Origin of the sequence: Proteus sp. HMSC14B05 (genome assembly GCF_001808035.1) — a bacterium.
Classification (GTDB): Bacteria; Pseudomonadota; Gammaproteobacteria; order Enterobacterales; family Enterobacteriaceae; genus Proteus; species Proteus mirabilis.
This window is the reverse complement of the sequence record NZ_KV791961.1, coordinates 93214-111110: the sequence shown is the minus strand read 5'-3', so window position 1 is coordinate 111110 and position 17897 is coordinate 93214. Positions and strand designations below refer to the sequence as shown.

The 17897-nt window shown below is 38.4% G+C and carries 10 protein-coding genes and 1 pseudogene; 5 read left to right on the top strand and 6 right to left on the bottom strand.

The window, feature by feature from the left end:
* The first annotated feature begins 140 nt into the window (after positions 1–140).
* Complete coding sequence (rne, locus tag HMPREF3129_RS01020; RefSeq protein WP_036920083.1) at positions 141–3662, top strand: ribonuclease E; 3522 nt, start codon at positions 141–143, stop codon at positions 3660–3662.
* A 174-nt stretch (positions 3663–3836) separates the two neighbouring features.
* On the opposite strand, the gene tmaR is transcribed toward rne, so the two are convergent.
* Both tmaR and HMPREF3129_RS01010 read right to left on the bottom strand, forming a co-directional pair.
* Positions 3837–4175 (bottom strand): PTS system regulator TmaR, encoded by a 339-nt coding sequence (gene tmaR, locus HMPREF3129_RS01015; RefSeq protein ID WP_004247073.1) that lies wholly within the window; start codon positions 4173–4175, stop codon positions 3837–3839.
* Between the two features lie 260 nt (positions 4176–4435).
* Positions 4436–5698: an MFS transporter gene (locus HMPREF3129_RS01010; RefSeq protein ID WP_004251857.1), complete on the bottom strand. Its 1263-nt coding sequence runs from the start codon at positions 5696–5698 to the stop codon at positions 4436–4438.
* A gap of 260 nt (positions 5699–5958) precedes the next feature.
* On the opposite strand from HMPREF3129_RS01010, the gene HMPREF3129_RS01005 reads away from it, so the two are divergent.
* Positions 5959–6372 (top strand): VOC family protein, encoded by a 414-nt coding sequence (locus tag HMPREF3129_RS01005; RefSeq protein ID WP_036900849.1) that lies wholly within the window; start codon positions 5959–5961, stop codon positions 6370–6372.
* A gap of 243 nt (positions 6373–6615) precedes the next feature.
* Positions 6616–8046, top strand: a complete 1431-nt coding sequence (gene sbcB / locus HMPREF3129_RS01000) for an exodeoxyribonuclease I (RefSeq protein ID WP_036920081.1) — start codon at positions 6616–6618, stop codon at positions 8044–8046.
* An 81-nt stretch (positions 8047–8127) separates the two neighbouring features.
* Here sbcB and dld read toward each other — a convergent pair whose 3' ends face one another.
* Together dld and HMPREF3129_RS00990 are read right to left on the bottom strand one after the other, a co-directional pair.
* Positions 8128–9897, bottom strand: coding sequence for a D-lactate dehydrogenase (dld, locus tag HMPREF3129_RS00995; RefSeq protein WP_036905800.1), 1770 nt, complete (start codon positions 9895–9897; stop codon positions 8128–8130).
* A 217-nt stretch (positions 9898–10114) separates the two neighbouring features.
* Positions 10115–11008 (bottom strand): LysR family transcriptional regulator, encoded by an 894-nt coding sequence (locus HMPREF3129_RS00990; protein WP_036920079.1) that lies wholly within the window; start codon positions 11006–11008, stop codon positions 10115–10117.
* Positions 11009–11157: 149 nt separating this feature from the next.
* Here HMPREF3129_RS00990 and HMPREF3129_RS00985 point away from each other — a divergent pair, with 149 nt between their 5' ends.
* Positions 11158–12807 (top strand): alpha-keto acid decarboxylase family protein, encoded by a 1650-nt coding sequence (locus tag HMPREF3129_RS00985; protein WP_036920078.1) that lies wholly within the window; start codon positions 11158–11160, stop codon positions 12805–12807.
* 316 nt (positions 12808–13123) lie between these two features.
* A pseudogene (locus tag HMPREF3129_RS19145) lies at positions 13124–16057 on the top strand (autotransporter domain-containing protein).
* 65 nt (positions 16058–16122) lie between these two features.
* Here HMPREF3129_RS19145 and HMPREF3129_RS00975 read toward each other — a convergent pair.
* Both HMPREF3129_RS00975 and HMPREF3129_RS18790 read right to left on the bottom strand, forming a co-directional pair.
* The gene (locus HMPREF3129_RS00975) at positions 16123–17502 is read right to left on the bottom strand and encodes an APC family permease (protein ID WP_004247065.1); all 1380 of its coding nucleotides are present in this window, start codon (positions 17500–17502) and stop codon (positions 16123–16125) included.
* Positions 17492–17701 (bottom strand): hypothetical protein, encoded by a 210-nt coding sequence (locus HMPREF3129_RS18790; protein WP_017628390.1) that lies wholly within the window; start codon positions 17699–17701, stop codon positions 17492–17494. The genes HMPREF3129_RS00975 and HMPREF3129_RS18790 overlap by 11 nt, the downstream gene beginning before the upstream one ends.
* Positions 17702–17897: the final 196 nt, after the last annotated feature.

Sequence of the window (17897 nt, the reverse complement as noted above, 5' to 3'; positions counted from 1 at the left end):
CGACAAATTGCACCTCTATACAATCGACAACCGTGAGGTTGACGCCTTTGTAAAAGACACGAGGTCATCGGTTATCAATAGTGTAATTACGTATGTCAGTGGCACATTATAAAACGTGAAAATAACGAGTAAGTCACAATATGAAAAGAATGTTAATTAACGCGACTCAACAGGAAGAGTTGCGTGTTGCCCTTGTTGATGGGCAACGTTTGTATGATCTGGATATCGAAAGCCCCGGACATGAGCAAAAAAAAGCCAATATCTATAAAGGTAAAATCACCCGAATTGAACCCAGTCTAGAAGCCGCTTTTGTTGATTATGGTGCGGAACGCCACGGTTTCCTTCCTATCAAAGAAATTGCCCGCGAATATTTTCCTAGTAATTATCACTCACATGGTCGTCCTAACATCAAAGATGTTTTAAAAGAAGGTCAAGAGGTAATCGTACAGGTAGATAAAGAAGAGCGCGGAAATAAAGGTGCTGCTTTAACCACCTTTATTAGCCTTGCAGGTAGCTATTTGGTATTAATGCCAAATAACCCTCGTGCTGGCGGTATTTCTCGTCGTATTGAAGGGGAAGATCGCACTGAATTAAAGGAAGCATTATCTAGCCTTGATATTCCTGATGGAATGGGGTTGATTGTTCGTACTGCAGGTGTGGGTAAATCCGCAGAAGCATTACAACAAGATTTAAGCTACCGTTTAAGACATTGGGATGCTATCAAAAAAGCAGCGGAAAGTCGCCCTGCTCCTTTTCTGATCCACCAAGAAAGTAACGTGATTGTACGTGCTTTCCGTGATTATTTACGACCAGATATTGGTGAGATCTTAATTGATAACGCTAAAGTAGTTGAAATGGCTCGTAGCCATATTGAGGCCATTGGTCGTGGTGACTTTGCTAGCAAAATTCGCCACTACACAGGGGCTGTACCACTATTTAGTCACTACCAAATTGAATCTCAAATTGAATCAGCCTTCCAACGTGAAGTCCGTTTACCTTCGGGTGGCGCTCTGGTTATTGATACAACAGAAGCATTAACCGCTATCGATATTAACTCATCTCGTTCAACACGAGGTGGCGATATTGAAGAGACAGCCTTTAACACTAACTTAGAAGCTGCTGATGAAATTGCGCGCCAACTCCGTCTACGTGACCTTGGTGGTTTGATTGTTATCGACTTTATCGATATGACCCCTGTTCGTCATCAGCGTGAAGTGGAAAATAGAATGCGTGAGGCTGTGCGCCAAGATCGCGCACGTATTCAAATAGGTCGCATTTCGCGTTTCGGCTTATTAGAGATGTCACGTCAGCGTTTAAGTCCTTCATTAGGTGAATCAAGCCATCATGTTTGTCCGCGTTGTTTAGGCACAGGGACTATCCGTGATAATGAGTCACTTTCTCTTTCTGTATTGCGTCTTATCGAAGAAGAAGCATTAAAAGAAAATACTCATGAAGTACACGCTATTGTTCCCGTACAAATTGCCTCTTACTTGCTCAATGAAAAACGTAAGGCCGTCACCGATATTGAGTTGCGCCAAGCCAATGTCAAAGTAGTGATTGTTCCTAATGATCAAATGCAAACACCGCATTTCTCAGTTATTCGTGTGCGCAAGGGCGAAGAGATCTCTTCATTAAGCTACAATTTAGCGCAATATCACGAAACTCAGTTAAATGAAGCAGAAGATGAAGCCGTACCTGAGCGTAAAGCGCCAGAGCAACCGGCGATATCCGCTTTTGCATTACAAGATAATAGCGCTGACACCACCAATAAGAAAAAATCTGCACCAACTCCAGCTAAACAGGTGAAGAAAAGCGAAACAACAGAGAGTGGTGGATTCTTTAGTGCTATTGCAAAATTCTTCTCTAACTTATTTGCGAGTCAGCCAGAGCCTGTCGTTGAAGAAAAACCGCAAGAAAGCAAAAAAGAGAATAATGAAAACCGTCGTGAGCGCCGAAATAATAACAATCGTCGCAATAATAACCGCCGTGAACGCGATAATGATCGCAATCGTGACCACGAGCGCAATCGCGATAACGTAACGAGCGAAGAAAATCGTAAGAACCGTAATCAGAAAGCGCAAAATGCCAATACTGAAGTCAGTAATGAGCAAGAAATCGCTGAACGTGAAGCCCGTCGTCAACAACGCCGTGAACAACGTGCAGAACAACGTCGTCGTCAGGAAGAAAAACGTCAACAACAACAAGAAGCTGCGAAAGCCGCACAAAATACAGCGGAAAATGACAATGTAGCAAAACAGGCTGAGAAGAAAGAAGAACCTCGTCGCCCTGTTATGCCTCGTCGTGCTCGCCGTCAATTAACGCAATCTGTTCGTGTTACTGATGCTGTCGCAACACCCGCTATTGATGTTGCTGTGAGCGACTCACCGGTTTCTGAGCCACCAGCGACAGTGGTTAGTCAATTACCATCATCAGAAAAACAGCAAGTTGCGAAACCAGTAGCGACGGTTAAAGATGAGCAAGAACAAGTTTCTGCTAATGCGTTAACTGATACTGTAAAAGCACAAGAAGAAGTGAAAAAAGAAGATAATGCGGGCCAACAAGAAAATGTGATGCCACGTCGCTCTCGCCGTTCACCTCGTCATTTACGTGTTAGTGGGCAACGTCGTCGCCGTTATCGTGATGAACGTACATTAGTCTCCCCTATGCCGCTAACGATGGCCGTAGCTTCTCCAGAGCTTGCGTCAGGTAAAGTATGTATTCATTACCCTGTCACACCAATTAGTGATGCACCATTTGTTGAGAATAATGTTGAAAATAGCACTGACAATACAGTTGCTAAAAACTTCATTACACATAAAGATCCACAAATGGTTGCTATTGCACCAGAAGTATCAGAAACCATTGCTGCAGATGTTGCTCAGGCTCAAACAGCAAATACTGAAGCAACTGAAGCGACTTATTCGGTCACAGTTAGTACTGAATCAACCACTGAAGCTGTAGCTGAAATTGTCGCAATTGCACCGCAAGAAACGACTGCTGATATTAATGAGTCAACTGCCGATCATGTAGAAGAAAACGCTGTTAACAACGTTATTGCTGACGTTAATACCCAAGAGCATGTTACTCGTAAAGAGAATATCTCTGCGGTATTAAATACAACGGAAGCTTATCTACATGAAGTGACTGAGCAAGCAGATGTTGCCGAAGAGAAAACAGAAACCACTCATAATAAAGTCATAGCTAATGCTGATCATGAAACCGCTAGTGAAGACACCCATAGTGACATGACAACGCAAGCGCCTGTACCTGAGATGCCAGCAACAACCCAAGCATCGACTGAATGTGCGGCAGAGCAACATGTAGAGCAAACTGCTTCTCAATCTACACCTGTAGAAACACAGCCTGAAGTGACCGAGCCTGTTACTGAAACTAAAACGGAAACCGAAGTCGTATCGGTTGAAGTTAAGCAGCCAGCTAAAGTGACCGTTATTCGTCAAGAGCCAGCAGTACGCCAGTTACATGCTAGCTCGCCAATGACGAAAGCTCCGGCATCTACAGATGTGCCTGTAGCAATTGAAATCAAAGCATGGGATGCACGTCCAGCCTTTGATAAGCAAGGCCGTAGCGGTGCGGGTGGTCATTGTTCAACTAATCATGCTTCATCTGAAATGACTAAAGCGTCAACGCATAGTGAGTCATAAGAGAAAAGAAGCAATAATATAACGCGATAAAAATATCCGTTGTTAATCCAAGAGCCTGTTAATTAGCAGGCTCTTTTGTTTTATGGCTTGTGTGACCATAACTATGATGAAAAAACGAAAAAAAAGGCCTCTGAACAACCATTCAGAGGCCTTTGAATTTGCCAGCTAATATAATTAATTTTTAATATTAGGAATATTTTTAATTTCACCCATCGCTTTTAATTGTTTTGACAATTCACGACGCTCTTTAGAGAGATCTGCATTTTTTATGATGTAATCATCTACACGATCTTCATAGTCACTACGCATATTAGCGATAATACCGAGTACATCTTCAATTGACATACCAGGCTTAATGTATTCACTTAAGTTGTCTAATAAAAGAACACGTTTTTGGTTATCACGGATCTTTTTCTCATTGTCAGTGATCTCACGACGGATTTTGTTTTTACGACGATACATACGCACAAACTCCAGTACGTTTTGGAAAGACGGCTTGCTTGCGTTATCCATTTCCTACACCTTTACAATTGATATTTAAGAAAAATAGTACTGTTTAAGATTATCGCTTAATCGTGTCAATAAACAAGTAAAGTTTATAAATTTAATTGATTTGGCTTAATAAACAGTAGATTAGAATGATACGCTCTATTCAATATAGTCAATCAGCCGATATTCGTAAACCTAAATAAAATCGATAAAAAAAGCTACCACTCACGAATGGTAGCCATAAAAATTATCTAGCAGCGCTGTAATAGCTAATGCCTACCCGCTTAAATCGGTTGAGCTTTATTGTTACTATCGAGATCAGTCATATCATGTTGTGGTAATGCTTTCGAGTCAGCACGTAACAACACAGCAGAAAGTAACGTAGTACCGACTACCATACATCCCATCACCATATACGTAGGGGCAAAACCGTAATGATCATAGCCATAACCCGCTAATGGGGATAACAATGTTGCCACAATGGAACTGACACATTGGAAACCGACTAAATACAATGTAGAAGATAAACGCTTATCAAAATGTTGGCTGTTATATTTAAAAATAGAAATTAACAGGATAGGAAGCTCAACTGCATGTAATAACTTCATACAAGAGATCATTATCGGCCCTTCAACTAATCCAGAACCAATAATACGCGCAGCCATCACACTACTCGCCAATAATAAACCGTTTTTCGCCCCTATTTTGTTCACTAAGAAAGGCGCAACAAACATTCCTCCCGCTTCTAAGAAAACCTGTAAGGAATTAAGATACCCGTACATCTCATTACCTTGCTGTAATGATGCAAATTGTGAAGAGAAGAAAACCGGGAACTGTTGATCGTAGACGCTATAAATACAGGTTCCGACCACAAATAATATTAATGCCCAAAAGCGCGGTAATGACAGTAAGTTTAATGCATCATTGATGGTGAGTGCAGAAGGTTTACCATGCTCTAATTGATTAAAAGCATCTGGTTTATCTGTTTTTAGTAACGCCAACAGAATTAAGAAGATCACCCCCGCTATCGATGCCATAAAAAAGTTATAGTTAGGATCGATATTGATATTATGCCCAGCAATAAAGGTTGCCGATGCCCATCCCAAAGAGCCCCACATCCTCGCCCTGCCATACTCAAAACCACGAATACGGCTAACACGCTCAGTATAAGATTCTAAAACGCCGATCCCGGCATTAAAAGTCATTCCTACATAGAGCCCTCCGAGAATAGAGCCAATAAAAATATTCCAGCGTAATATTGCCGCAAAGCTAAGAAAAAAAGGCCCCGATAAAATAAGCAATACCGCGATAACCAGCAGTAAATTTTTGCGTAAACCCAGTTTATCTTGAATAAAGCCATAGAGTGGCTGGGCACATAAAGCAATCAATGATATAGCCGAGAATATCAAACCAGTATCTGTTGCTTTAAGTCCAACATATTGATGTAACCAAATAGAGATTAATGAAAACGATGAAGACCATGTAAAAAAGAAGAAAAATAGCAACGCACTTAAGATCACATAGTATTTTTTAGCATCTTTATTCATTGTTAAGCGCCTTATAAAGTCATTTTGCGACCAGAATGTTAACGTTAACTCTATTTATAACGTAGAAAATATTTACCATTATGTGATTTAACGCACTAAAGTTAACGTTAACATTCAAATTATGTGCAGAAGATCGATTTTTATGCTGGTAGTACTTACCACTATTTTAAATGCAACACACAAATAGACACCATATTATTCTTTTCTGTTCGACCTATTTGTTACAATAACCTGATTATTTATCTTATCGACTAATGATTATGCTTACTGATTTAAATCATCTAACACTTGCCGTCAATGACGTCAAAAAAAGCTTTCACTTTTATGTTGAAGTACTTGGTTTTAAACCCCTGGCACTATGGGATCACGGAGCTTATCTACAGTTAAATACTTTGTGGTTATGTTTATCCGAAGATACCCGCAATATCACTGAAATAAGTGATTACACACATTATGCATTTAGTTTATCTGCAAATAATTTTGAAACATTTAAACAGCATCTTCTATCACACGGCATTACATCGTGGAAAGAAAATAAAAGTGAAGGAGACTCTTTTTATTTTTACGATCCTGATAATCATAAATTAGAAATACATGTAGGCGATTTAGAGAGTCGTTTAAAAACTTGTCGTCAATATCCTTACTCAGGTATGCAATTCTTTGATAATAAATAAAAATATTACAATAGAACAAATATAACACAACGGATTACAAGGCTTTCTTATCACTTTATTACCATCATAAAAAACGATGAAATAGTGATTAACGTAAGTGGTGATACTCTTTGACTTCCCTTAACTGCAATACCCTATCTCAGAGACGTTATTAACATGCTTTAATCTGACATTTCACGTTTTCAACATTATGGTTTACCATGTCTGTATATCCATAAAGTAGATAAATTACGGTAGGAAACCTTGTCAAATTCAGCTAATACCCCCACTTTCTATATCCATGACTACGAGACCTTTGGTACGCATCCTGCGATGGATCGCCCTGCGCAATTTGCCGGTGTCAGAACAGATATGGATTTTAATATCATTGAAGATCCTCTGGTCATTTATTGCAAACCGAATGATGATTACTTACCTCAGCCAGAAGCCGTCATGATAACGGGGATCACACCACAAATAGCACTAAAGAATGGTGTATCAGAAGCTGAATTTACTCGCCAAATTCATCAAGCCTTTAGCCAGCCTAACAGTTGTATTATGGGTTATAACAATTTACGCTTTGATGATGAAGTCACCAGAAATATCTTATATCGTAATTTTTATGATCCCTATGCTTATAGTTGGCAAAAAGGAAATTCACGTTGGGATTTACTTGATGTTTTACGTGCATGTTATGCATTGCGTCCTGAGGGAATTAATTGGCCTGAGAATGATGATGGTTTTCCGAGTTTTCGCCTTGAGCTATTAACTAAAGCAAATGGGATCTCCCACGAAAATGCGCATGATGCCATGTCAGACGTTTATGCAACTATTGCGATGGCAAAAAAACTCAAACAAGCGCAACCTCGTATGTTTGATTATTTCTTTAATTTACGTGATAAACGTAAAGTACAAGCACTGATTGATATCCCAACCATGACGCCGCTTGTGCATGTCTCTGGTATGTTTGGTGCAGCGCGTTCTAATTTAAGCCTTGTAGCTCCTTTAGCTTGGCATCCAGATAATCGTAATGCGGTGATTGTTTGTGATTTAGCTGCGGATATTTCCCCTTTATTAACCCTCACTTCAGAGCAATTGCGTGAGCGCTTATATACTCCTCGCAGTGAGTTATCTGCCGATGAGCCACCAGTTCCGATAAAATTACTGCATATTAATAAATGCCCTATCGTTGCACCTAAAAATACCCTCAGATCTCAAGATGCCGATAGAATTGGGTTAGATATTGATAATTGTTTAAATAACCAAGCAATATTGCTGTCTAATCCTGAGATCCGCAATAAAGTTGTCGAGATTTTTGCTCAACAAACACCATTTACCCCTGCAGATGATGTTGATGCTCAATTATACAATGGCTTTTTTAGCGATAATGATCGTAGCGCGATGGAAATTATTCGCTCAACACAGCCACAAAACTTACCAGCACTTAATTTAACTTTTGAAGATCCACGTATGGAGCCGCTGTTTTTCCGTTACCGTGCGAGAAACTTCCCAGCCACATTAACTTATGATGAACAACAACGTTGGTTAGCGCATAGAAAAGAGCAATTAACGCCAGAAAAGCTGACTGAATATATCAATACCATTCAGCTGTTAGCAGAAGAACATAGCGATAACGAAGAAAAGCTAAAACAACTGCAAGAGCTATATTTATATGCTCAAGAAATTGCGAGTTAATAACATCAGATAAGCAATTAAATTACGCAAAAGGCAGGTTTCCCTGCCTTTATTATATTTAGCTGTCAGAGAATAAAAAACTTATTCTTTGTTTTCTATATGATTAACTTCAGCTTGATGATGATTATGCCCGCAACCACACTCTTCTCCCCAATATTTTAATTTTGAGGTTTTACCAATGCCTGGGTTCATGCTATTTGTCGGATCGTTATGTTTATAAAACGCTTTTAATTGCGGTTTTGCATAATAGAGATGTCCTACATTATGCTCTGCTGGATATTCCGCACCACGTTTGTCTAGTAAGGCTAACATCTGTGCTTTAAGCGCCTTAGCGTCAACACCTTTTTTAATAATATAATCTTGATGCATAACGTGACACATAAAATGACCACAGTATAATTTATAGAGCAATTGGTTTTCTATTTCAGGAGGCAGTTTTTCAAACCAATCTCGATCATTACGACGCAATGCAATATCCAAAGGTAGCACATCTTCCACATCGTTAATATGAACGGCATGATAACGCACCGCGGCACCCGCGGCGGCAAAACGATGTAAAAAGGCTTTATTACCTTCTTCTTCTGTACATTCGAAATAATCCCCCGTGGCATGTTTAAAGTATTCTTTTAAATAAGTTGAGGCTTCTTCTATACCACTATCCGCCATTCTTAGCATTAAATGGTGCTCATATTTATCGCGATATTCTGTCATACGAGCAGGTAAATGAGCAGGCCATAACTTACTCATCAATTGCATTGTTCTATCAGTTAGATTCTTAGGCAAAAATGGCACTTTATTAAGAACAGCATCAACACGCCCTTTAATAGCAAATAATGCTGGCATCTTATCTGTACCTAACTTATCAATAATTAAAAAGGTATCTTTGCCATAAACTTCTGCCATCTTGTAGTAACTTCGATGCATATACTCACCCGCAACGGGTAATACCTTAAATTGACTGAGAATATGGCGACGGATATCTTCTAACTCATCAGGATCATTGGTCCCAATATAGAAAACTTGTGTGCGATGATCTGCTGGGAAAGTATCTAATCTCACGGCAAAAACAGAGAGCTTACCGGCGCTTCCCGCCGCTTCAAAGAGACGTCTTTCGTCATTATTAAATCGAGATGGTGTATCTGCATCAATATCACGTACTCGCTCACTATATTCATGATCAGATGCCAGTTTATCCGTCGCATGAATTTGTTTCGCATGATAATGTCGATTATCCAGATTGGTTAATATCTCTTCCGGAGTGTCACCTAAATCAATTCCCAAATGGTTGATAAGCTCTGCTTCACCTTGTTCATTAACACGGGCGTAAAGTGATAACTCAGTATAAGCAGGGCCGCGGCGCACTAATGCACCCCCTGAGTTATTACAAATGCCTCCAATTACCGAAGCACCAATACAAGAAGAGCCTATCACTGAATGTGGCTCTCTTCCTAATGGCTTTAATACTTTTTCTAAGTGCCATAATGTACTGCCAGGAAAGGCAATAACTTGGTTATATTCAGAAAGAACTTGTATTTTATCTTGGCGCAAGGTACTGATGATAACAATATCACGATCATAGTCATCACCACTGGGGGTTGAACCTTCTGTTAACCCGGTATTTGCCGCTTGCATAATAATAATTTTATCGGCTTCAACACAGGTTTTAAAAATACGCCACTGTTCTAATAAAGAGCCGGGGAATACCACTGCCAGTGCTTTTCCCTGTCCGGAACGAAACCCTTTACGATATCGCTCTGTTTTATGCTCTTGGGTTAATACATGTTTTTTACCAACAATACCTTCTAACTTACGAATAAAATGCTGGTTTGTGGAGCTGCTACTCTCATTCATCGTCCCTATCCTATTCCTGTCTTGTCTGATTTTTCTATTTATCACAGTTTAATTTTTATTTAAAAATAATGAGATAAAAAGAAATGTATTATCAATATAACCACTTTTATACCATTGTGAGCAAGTTAATCACAATAAATTAGCCACTAGTTTGATAAAATAATTATAGCTACCATTAATAAAACGCTTTTTACAAAGCGTATTTATCATTCCATGATTAAATATTCTCTTTCATTAATTTCTCTATTGCTAATTTATTCCATGCTTGGCAACTACGGCTTTGATAACTATTTTGATTGGTGGCTAAAGCTAATTGATAAGATAACCTAGGGGAAGTAATGGGAATAACCACTAAATCATCGATAGGATATTTATTACACATGCTATTAGGTAACAGTGTGATCCCGACACCGGCTTTAACCATTGCAATAATTAAATCTAAATGATTACTTCTCCCCACAATTTGTGGTTCAGTGTTATAAATCCCACAAGCACTACGTACCAAATCATTAATACGAAAATCTTCTGAAAAAAAGATAAACCGCTCTGTAATAAGCTGTTTAAAATTAACCTTCTTATCTTTAGCCAAAGGATGGGATTGTGCTACTAATAACATCAAGTGATCTTCTGAAAAAATGGTTAATTCAAAATCTTTATCATTAAAAGGTAACATCACTGCAGCAGTTTCTACCGTGCCTTCTAACATCGCATCTTCCATCTGTTTGGTGCCCAGCTCAAAAATTTTAAGTTCAACATTGGGATGGCGAGAGCTAAACGCCATGATAATATCAGCAAAATAGGTTGAGGCTATAACAGGAGGTAATCCGACATTTAAGGCGCCTGTTAAAGGTTCATCTTTATCATTTAATGCTTTATTCATACTATTAAATTGAGCGAGGATCTGCTTTGCATGCTCATATAAAATAGCACCGTCATCAGTTAATTTTACCCCATCCACTTCTCTTATTAATAAAACAGTGCCTAATTCATCCTCTAATTTTTTAATGCTACGACTAATGGCTGGTTGTGTAATAAATAAAGTATCAGCGGCTCGGCTAAATCCATTTAATTGAACAACTTCAATAAAATAGCGTAAAACACGAATATCCATAAATAATTTTTACCTTATTACTTTTGGTTATACCCCCAATAATAATAAACCATTTCCTTAAAAACAAAATTAGCGATAGAACATTAAGCATAATGTAGGAACTTTACTATCATTTAGTAGATTATTATTTCAGATTTTCTGGAGATTATATGACAAACACAGTTATTAAGTACGTTTTAGACCGATTATATGATTTAGGTATCAAAGATATTTTTGGTGTTGCTGGTGATTACGCCTTCCCTATTGAAGACACTGTTTGCAACAACCAACAACAACGTTGGATTGGTAACTGTAATGAATTAAATGCGGCATATGCTGCAGATGGCTATGCCCGAATTAAAGGTATGGCAGCATTATCCACTACCTTTGGCGTAGGTGAATTAAGTGCGATTAACGCTATTGCCGGTGCCTATGCTGAAAATTTACCGATTTTCCATTTAGTTGGCATGCCAGCAAGTGGCGTACAAAAAAGTAAACGCCTTGTGCATCATACTTTAGGTAATGGTGATTTTGATGTTTTTTATCAGATTGCTCAGCGCCTTGCTTGCGCTCATACTATTTTAACACCCGAAAATTGTGTGGAAGAAATGGAGCGCGTAATAGATGTGGCATTAAAAGAGCGTCGTCCTGTTTATATTGGTATACCTTCAGATTATGCTAATAGCCAAGTAGTAGAGCCGTTATCTGTTACCGCACCACAAAAGCCAACAAGTGATAAAGCAACATTAGAAAAAGCAGTATCAGCAATCGTTGAGAAACTCACTCACAGCAATAATGTCTGTGTATTACCAGGTTTTTTATCTGCACGTTTAGGGTTAACAGATAAAATCCAGCATTTTATTGATAAAACAGGTTTACCTTATGCCACTATGTTTATGGATAAAAGCATATTAAGTGAATCTAACACTCAATATGTTGGTATGTATGACGGACAATTAATGACACCAGAGGTCAGAGAATTTGTCGAAAGTAGTGAATATATATTAGGGATCGGTACATTACTGACTGACTTTAATACAGGCAGTTTCACTGCTAATATAAAATCAGAACAATTTATCAGTATCATGCCAGACTATGTTGAAATTGATTCTGTGATCTACTCCTGCGTTTATATGACAGATATTCTTTCTGAATTAACCCAACGACTGCCGAATAAAACTTATCATAAAATAACAGCGAAAGGATTAGGTGAAGCGGTTACATCTGATAATAATAAAATTACAGCACAATATCTCTATCCTCGTTTAGAACAATTCTTTAAGCCTAATGATATTATTATTGCAGAAACAGGAACCTCATCCATGGGATTAGGCTTCGCTTTATTACCTGAAGGTGCACAATTTCATAACCAAACACTATGGGGCTCTATTGGTTGGGCAACACCGGCTGCATTAGGCGCTGCGTTAGCGGCACCAGAAAAACGTATTATTTTAATTACCGGCGAAGGCTCTCATCAGTTAACAGTACAAGAAATTAGCCAATTTGTTCGTTTCGGTTTAAAACCTATTATTCTAGTATTAAATAACGATGGTTATTTAATAGAGAGATTATTATGTGATTACCCCGAAGCTTATTATAATGATTTAGCTCAGTGGAACTATCATCAGTTACCTCAAGCCTTTGGTGCAACAGATTGGTATAGTGAAAAAGTGACGACAGCAAGTGAACTCGATAATGCGTTAAATAAAGCCGCATTAACAGATAGTGCATCTTATATTGAGATAGTCACAGAGCGATATGAGGCCTCTGAATTAGCGCAAAAATTAAAAGAATCAAAAAGTTCATTATATTCATTCTAAAATGAATAAGTAGAATAACTAATTAAGCATTTAACAGTACAAAATAGATAAAGCTTAGCTAATTTGCTTAATAAATAAGGTATAATTTAAATCATCGGCATACTCTAATTTTTATTTTTAATATAGAGAATATGCCGATGTTTTTTACTACATTGATCACACTATATTCAAACTATCATATAATGTTAGTAAAAATAATAAAAAAACTCTGAATAAATTACTGCAAAACAATTTAGAAAATATCTCTAATATAATAATGCCTGTCATAAAAATTAAATATAGCTAATATAAATTAGCTCTCAATTTTTTAGAGATTATGGCTTATTTTATGAAAAATATCGTAATACCTACCTCGTTAAGCTGCTTTTTTTTACTTTTTTCCCATTCAACATGGTCTGAAACCAATATTTCACAAACCAAACAACGAATTATCGACCAACGTAATTATTGGTTAGATGAGATCAAAAATGGTGTTATCACAACTAGCCCTCAAAAAGGATCGAGAACCGCCGAATTAGATAGAATAATCAGTAATAATTATCAAGCCATTACCGGCAAACGTAGAGAACTTGCCGAAGCGGATAAATCACAGTCTCATACTTATGTGTTGAATACCTATGCTAATATTTTATTTGGTGATAAGGCTAAATCGATCAACTTTAGCGATATTCAAGCTTATCAAGATCTCAATAAATTACATAGCACAGGCACCTATGCTTATGATACAAACAAAAAAAGAGTACGCTCGATAGATTTTATCTTAAAAGAACTTTTTTTACGTGGCCGACCTTATCAAGTACTTGATAAAGAAGGTCATTATCTTGATAACTACACCACTATAACAGGCTCATCTTATCCCAGTGGTCATACGTGGAACGGATACAAACAAGCTGCAGTGTTATTCATCTTATTCCCTGAAAAGGGCAGTGAAATGTTTGCCAGAGCAATAGAATATGGTGAAAGTCGAGTTATTGTCGGGGCACACTTCGCAACAGATACCATTGCATCCAGAATAGGCAATTATTACCTGCTGTCACAAATGCTTGCAGATGATGACACCACCCGCACTTTTGTAGAGCTTGCCAAAGAAGTCCGCCAAAATGTTGCTAGCCAATGCAAAAATCAACATTGCTTAACGACCTCGACAACAATCACTAACGATGAAACAGGTTATTACGCAACCAAAGATCCAGAACCTGCACCACGCATTACCCCTAATGAAATACCAACATCTGCCAACGCTTTACTGCGTTTACGCTTTGCCTATTTAACCAGAGAGCAACGACAATCTATCTTAGCGAGTACCACCTACCCGAGTAATTCATTGGCTGGCTGGGCTGCAAACAAAGATGATCCAAACGCCAATTGGGGATTAATTAATCTCCCGAAAGCCTATAATGGCCCTACTTATTTCTACAATCATTTTATTGTTAATCAAATAACTAATGAATTTGACTTTGCTGAATTTGGTCAACTTGATGAATGGAAAAATGATATTAGTGGGCCTGGCAAATTAATCAAACAAGGTAATGGCACCTTGATCTTATCAGGCAATAACCATTTTGCTGGCGTTGAAGTTAATCAGGGTCATTTACTGCTCACTGGTGAAAACCACTATGCAAAAAATTCTTCCATTAATGGTGGTACATTGCTTCTTGAAGGAACACTAAACACTTTACTAGATGTCAACAAAGGAGCATTGCTATTAAATGGTGGGAGCGTTGATTCTTAAGTCAATATCAATAACAAAGGGATACTTTCTGGTAAAGGAAAAATTAATAAGCTGGCCGTTTATTCAGGAGGCATCGTATCACCGGGTCATTCAATAGGTACAATTAATATAGATGATACTGTTATTTTTAATTCTGGTAGCAACTACCATGTTGAAATAAATTCACAAGGTGATAGCGATAAAATAATCAGTTTGGGTACCGCGACACTGAATGGTGGAATGGTTAATGTATCGCTTGAAAATAGCCAAAATCTGCTAACAAAAGATGATGTTCAAAGTTTATATAACACAAAATATACCATTTTAACGGCAGATCACGGTGTTAATGGTCAATTTACTGATGTAAATCCAAACTATCTTTTTTTAGGTACCACACTGTCCTACGATAAAAATTCAGTAATACTAAATGTCGGAAGAAATAACACCGCCTTTTCAAGTGTGGCTAAAACAAAAAACCAACTATCAATCGCCAATGCGATAGACGCATTACCCTTGGGACATCCTATTTATGAAAGCATTATAAGAATGGATACAGGGAATGATGCCCGCTCTGCCTATAATCAATTAACAGGTCAAATTCATGCGGATATCTTATCTAACCAACTCAACAATAGCCGGCAAATAAAAGAAACACTCCTCTCTCAGATTAAAAATGCAGAAATAATTAATAGAGAGAAAGAAAGTGCAGATAACAAAGGTCATGTTTGGGCTAAAATTCTCTCTAATTGGGAAAAGACTTCCAATGATGGCAATGCAAATAGCTATGATGCTTCCACCTATGGCGTACTATTAGGTGCAGATCAGCGGGTTAGTCACGATAAAATGCTGCTTGGTATTGCAACAGGGGTCACCAAAACCTCACTATCTGGTGATAACAGCCACGCAAATAGCGAAAATTACCACTTATCACTCTATGGTGGCTATGATTTTGACACAATCGCGTTACGTGCTGGTGCATCTAATACCTTTCATCGTATCCATACAACAAAATCGGTCAACTATGGTGTACAGTCAGATAAAAATAAGGCGAATTACAATGGGAACACTAGCCAAATTTTTATTGAAGCAGCTTATCCCATCACCCTCTCAGATACACAATTAGAGCCTTTTGTTAATTTTGAATATGCCAAAACGAAAAATGCTACCATTAACGAGCAAGGTGGACGAGCAGCCTTACAAGCCCATTCGCAAACTCTAGAGTCAACCACCTCCACTACAGGGCTACGTTTAAATAACCAATGGAAATTTAACAGTAAATCAACGGTTTCTCTCTATGGTGAGCTAGGCTGGAGACACCAATATAACGATGTAGAACGAGGGATCCATTTACGCTTCACACAAACCCAGCCTACATTTATAGCAAATAGTGTTGATGCTGCTCGAGATGCACTGGTGGTAAAAGCTGGAACGACTATCCAAATTAATGAGACATCAAAAGTCTCAATTGGATACAGCGGACTAACGGCAAGAAATCAGCACGATAATGGTATTGATATGAAACTCTCTATCGCGTTCTAACTATAAACAAAAAATGGCCTCACTAATGAGGCCATTTTTAAATAATCAACATACTAAATACAATGTTATTTCTCTGGCATTTGAGGCATAGGTCGACGGAATCGACGAGTGATCCACACCATATAAAGTATACCAATTGCCCCCCAAATCAGTCCTAATTCCATAGAGCCTGGTTCAAGGTTTACCCACAGTACCCCCATTGTCGCGGCACCAATAATCGGTAATATAAGATAGTTAATATGATCCATTAACCCTTTATTACGACGCTCACGAATGTAGAACTGCGAAATAACAGATAAATTGACAAAGGTAAATGCCACTAACGCACCAAAGTTAATTAACGCTGTAGCAGTGACTAAATCAAAAAAGATCGCCCCTAGCGCTAAAAAGCCAACTAACAGTACGTTAAATGCCGGTGTACGCCATTTAGGATGAACATAACCAAACGCTTTCTCAGGGAATACACCATCACGTCCCATCACATACAGCAGACGCGCAACACCTGCGTGAGCCGCCATACCCGATGCTAATACCGTCACACAAGAAAACACTAAGATAATAGACTGGAACAAGGCCCCTGCTACATACAGCATAATCTCAGGTTGTGACTCTTCTGGATTTTTAAAACGTGAAATATCTGGGAAATATAATTGTAAAAAATAAGAAACAGCGATAAAAATTAAACCACCGATTAACGCAGTTAAGAAAATCGCTTTTGGTATCACATTACCGGCATTAGGTGTTTCTTCAGATAAGGTACTAATGCCATCAAACCCTAAGAACGAGAAGCACAAAATTGTCGCGCCGGTTATCATTGGGATTAATTCAGCATCCACTGACGCAAATGGGCGGAAAGTCCATAACTCCCCTGTACCTTCGCCGTTATATACGCCATGAATTAATAAACCAACAAATACCACCATTACAGCTACTTGAATAACAACAATAACGGTATTTAAGTTAGCCACAACGTTAATTCCGCGTAGATTAAAAAATGTCATTAACGCGACTAACGCAACAACAAAGATCCACGGATCAACGCCTGGGAATATGGCTTGTAAATAAATTTTAGCCAATAAGATATTTATCATTGGCATAAATAAGTAGTCTAATAATGAAGACCACCCAACCATAAAACCAACATGTGGGCTCATGGATTTTTGTGCATAAGTATAAGCAGAGCCTGCTGAAGGGAAACGCTTGACTAATTTCCCGTAGCTCACTGCGGTAAATAAAATAGCGGTTAACGCAATAGCATATGATGTTGCCACATGACCATTGGTTATGCCTGATACAATACCGAAAGTATCAAAAATCGTCATAGGTTGTAAAAATGCCAACCCCATCATGACGACTTGCATTAGCGTCAATGTTTTGCGTAATTGAACACGGTTATTAACACCAGTTTGATTGGTGCCGATAGAGGAGATGACATTATCTGACATGAGCGAACCCTCCCATAACTTCGAACTGAGTACTTGATAAACTCAACCGACAGTTACTGGGAAGACTTCGCATCTGTCTATAAACAGAATAGAAAGAAGTTTTTGAGGACAGGAGTGAGTTTAGGAGACGCCGTGCTCCGTAGTCATCATTACCGCAGGTGCCGTTAGGCCCGACTGCGAAAGAGAATAATTGTACCATATTAGCATTCCTCTATCACGACAACCCTTTCTCTAAGGGGCTGGCTGCTAATCAAATTATGTTATCTATTCAGACTAAAATAAGTCTGACCTCTTGGTGTAGTAATAAGTAAAAAGCAAAAAAAAACCGATGCAGTTAAAACGCATCAGTCATATTTTTAGTGGGCGCATTTTGCACGTCTCAGACTTAAATAGCA

Excerpts from the sequence above, each read along its gene's own strand:
- rne (WP_036920083.1), top strand. The coding sequence starts at position 141 with ATGAAAAGAATGTTAATTAACGCGACTCAACAGGAAGAGTTGCGTGTT.
- tmaR (WP_004247073.1), bottom strand. The coding sequence starts at position 4,175 with ATGGATAACGCAAGCAAGCCGTCTTTCCAAAACGTACTGGAGTTTGTG.
- HMPREF3129_RS01010 (WP_004251857.1), bottom strand. The coding sequence starts at position 5,698 with ATGAATAAAGATGCTAAAAAATACTATGTGATCTTAAGTGCGTTGCTA.
- HMPREF3129_RS01005 (WP_036900849.1), top strand. The coding sequence starts at position 5,959 with ATGCTTACTGATTTAAATCATCTAACACTTGCCGTCAATGACGTCAAA.
- dld (WP_036905800.1), bottom strand. The coding sequence starts at position 9,897 with ATGAATGAGAGTAGCAGCTCCACAAACCAGCATTTTATTCGTAAGTTA.
- HMPREF3129_RS00990 (WP_036920079.1), bottom strand. The coding sequence starts at position 11,008 with ATGGATATTCGTGTTTTACGCTATTTTATTGAAGTTGTTCAATTAAAT.
- HMPREF3129_RS00985 (WP_036920078.1), top strand. The coding sequence starts at position 11,158 with ATGACAAACACAGTTATTAAGTACGTTTTAGACCGATTATATGATTTA.
- HMPREF3129_RS00975 (WP_004247065.1), bottom strand. The coding sequence starts at position 17,502 with ATGTCAGATAATGTCATCTCCTCTATCGGCACCAATCAAACTGGTGTT.
- HMPREF3129_RS18790 (WP_017628390.1), bottom strand. The coding sequence starts at position 17,701 with ATGGTACAATTATTCTCTTTCGCAGTCGGGCCTAACGGCACCTGCGGT.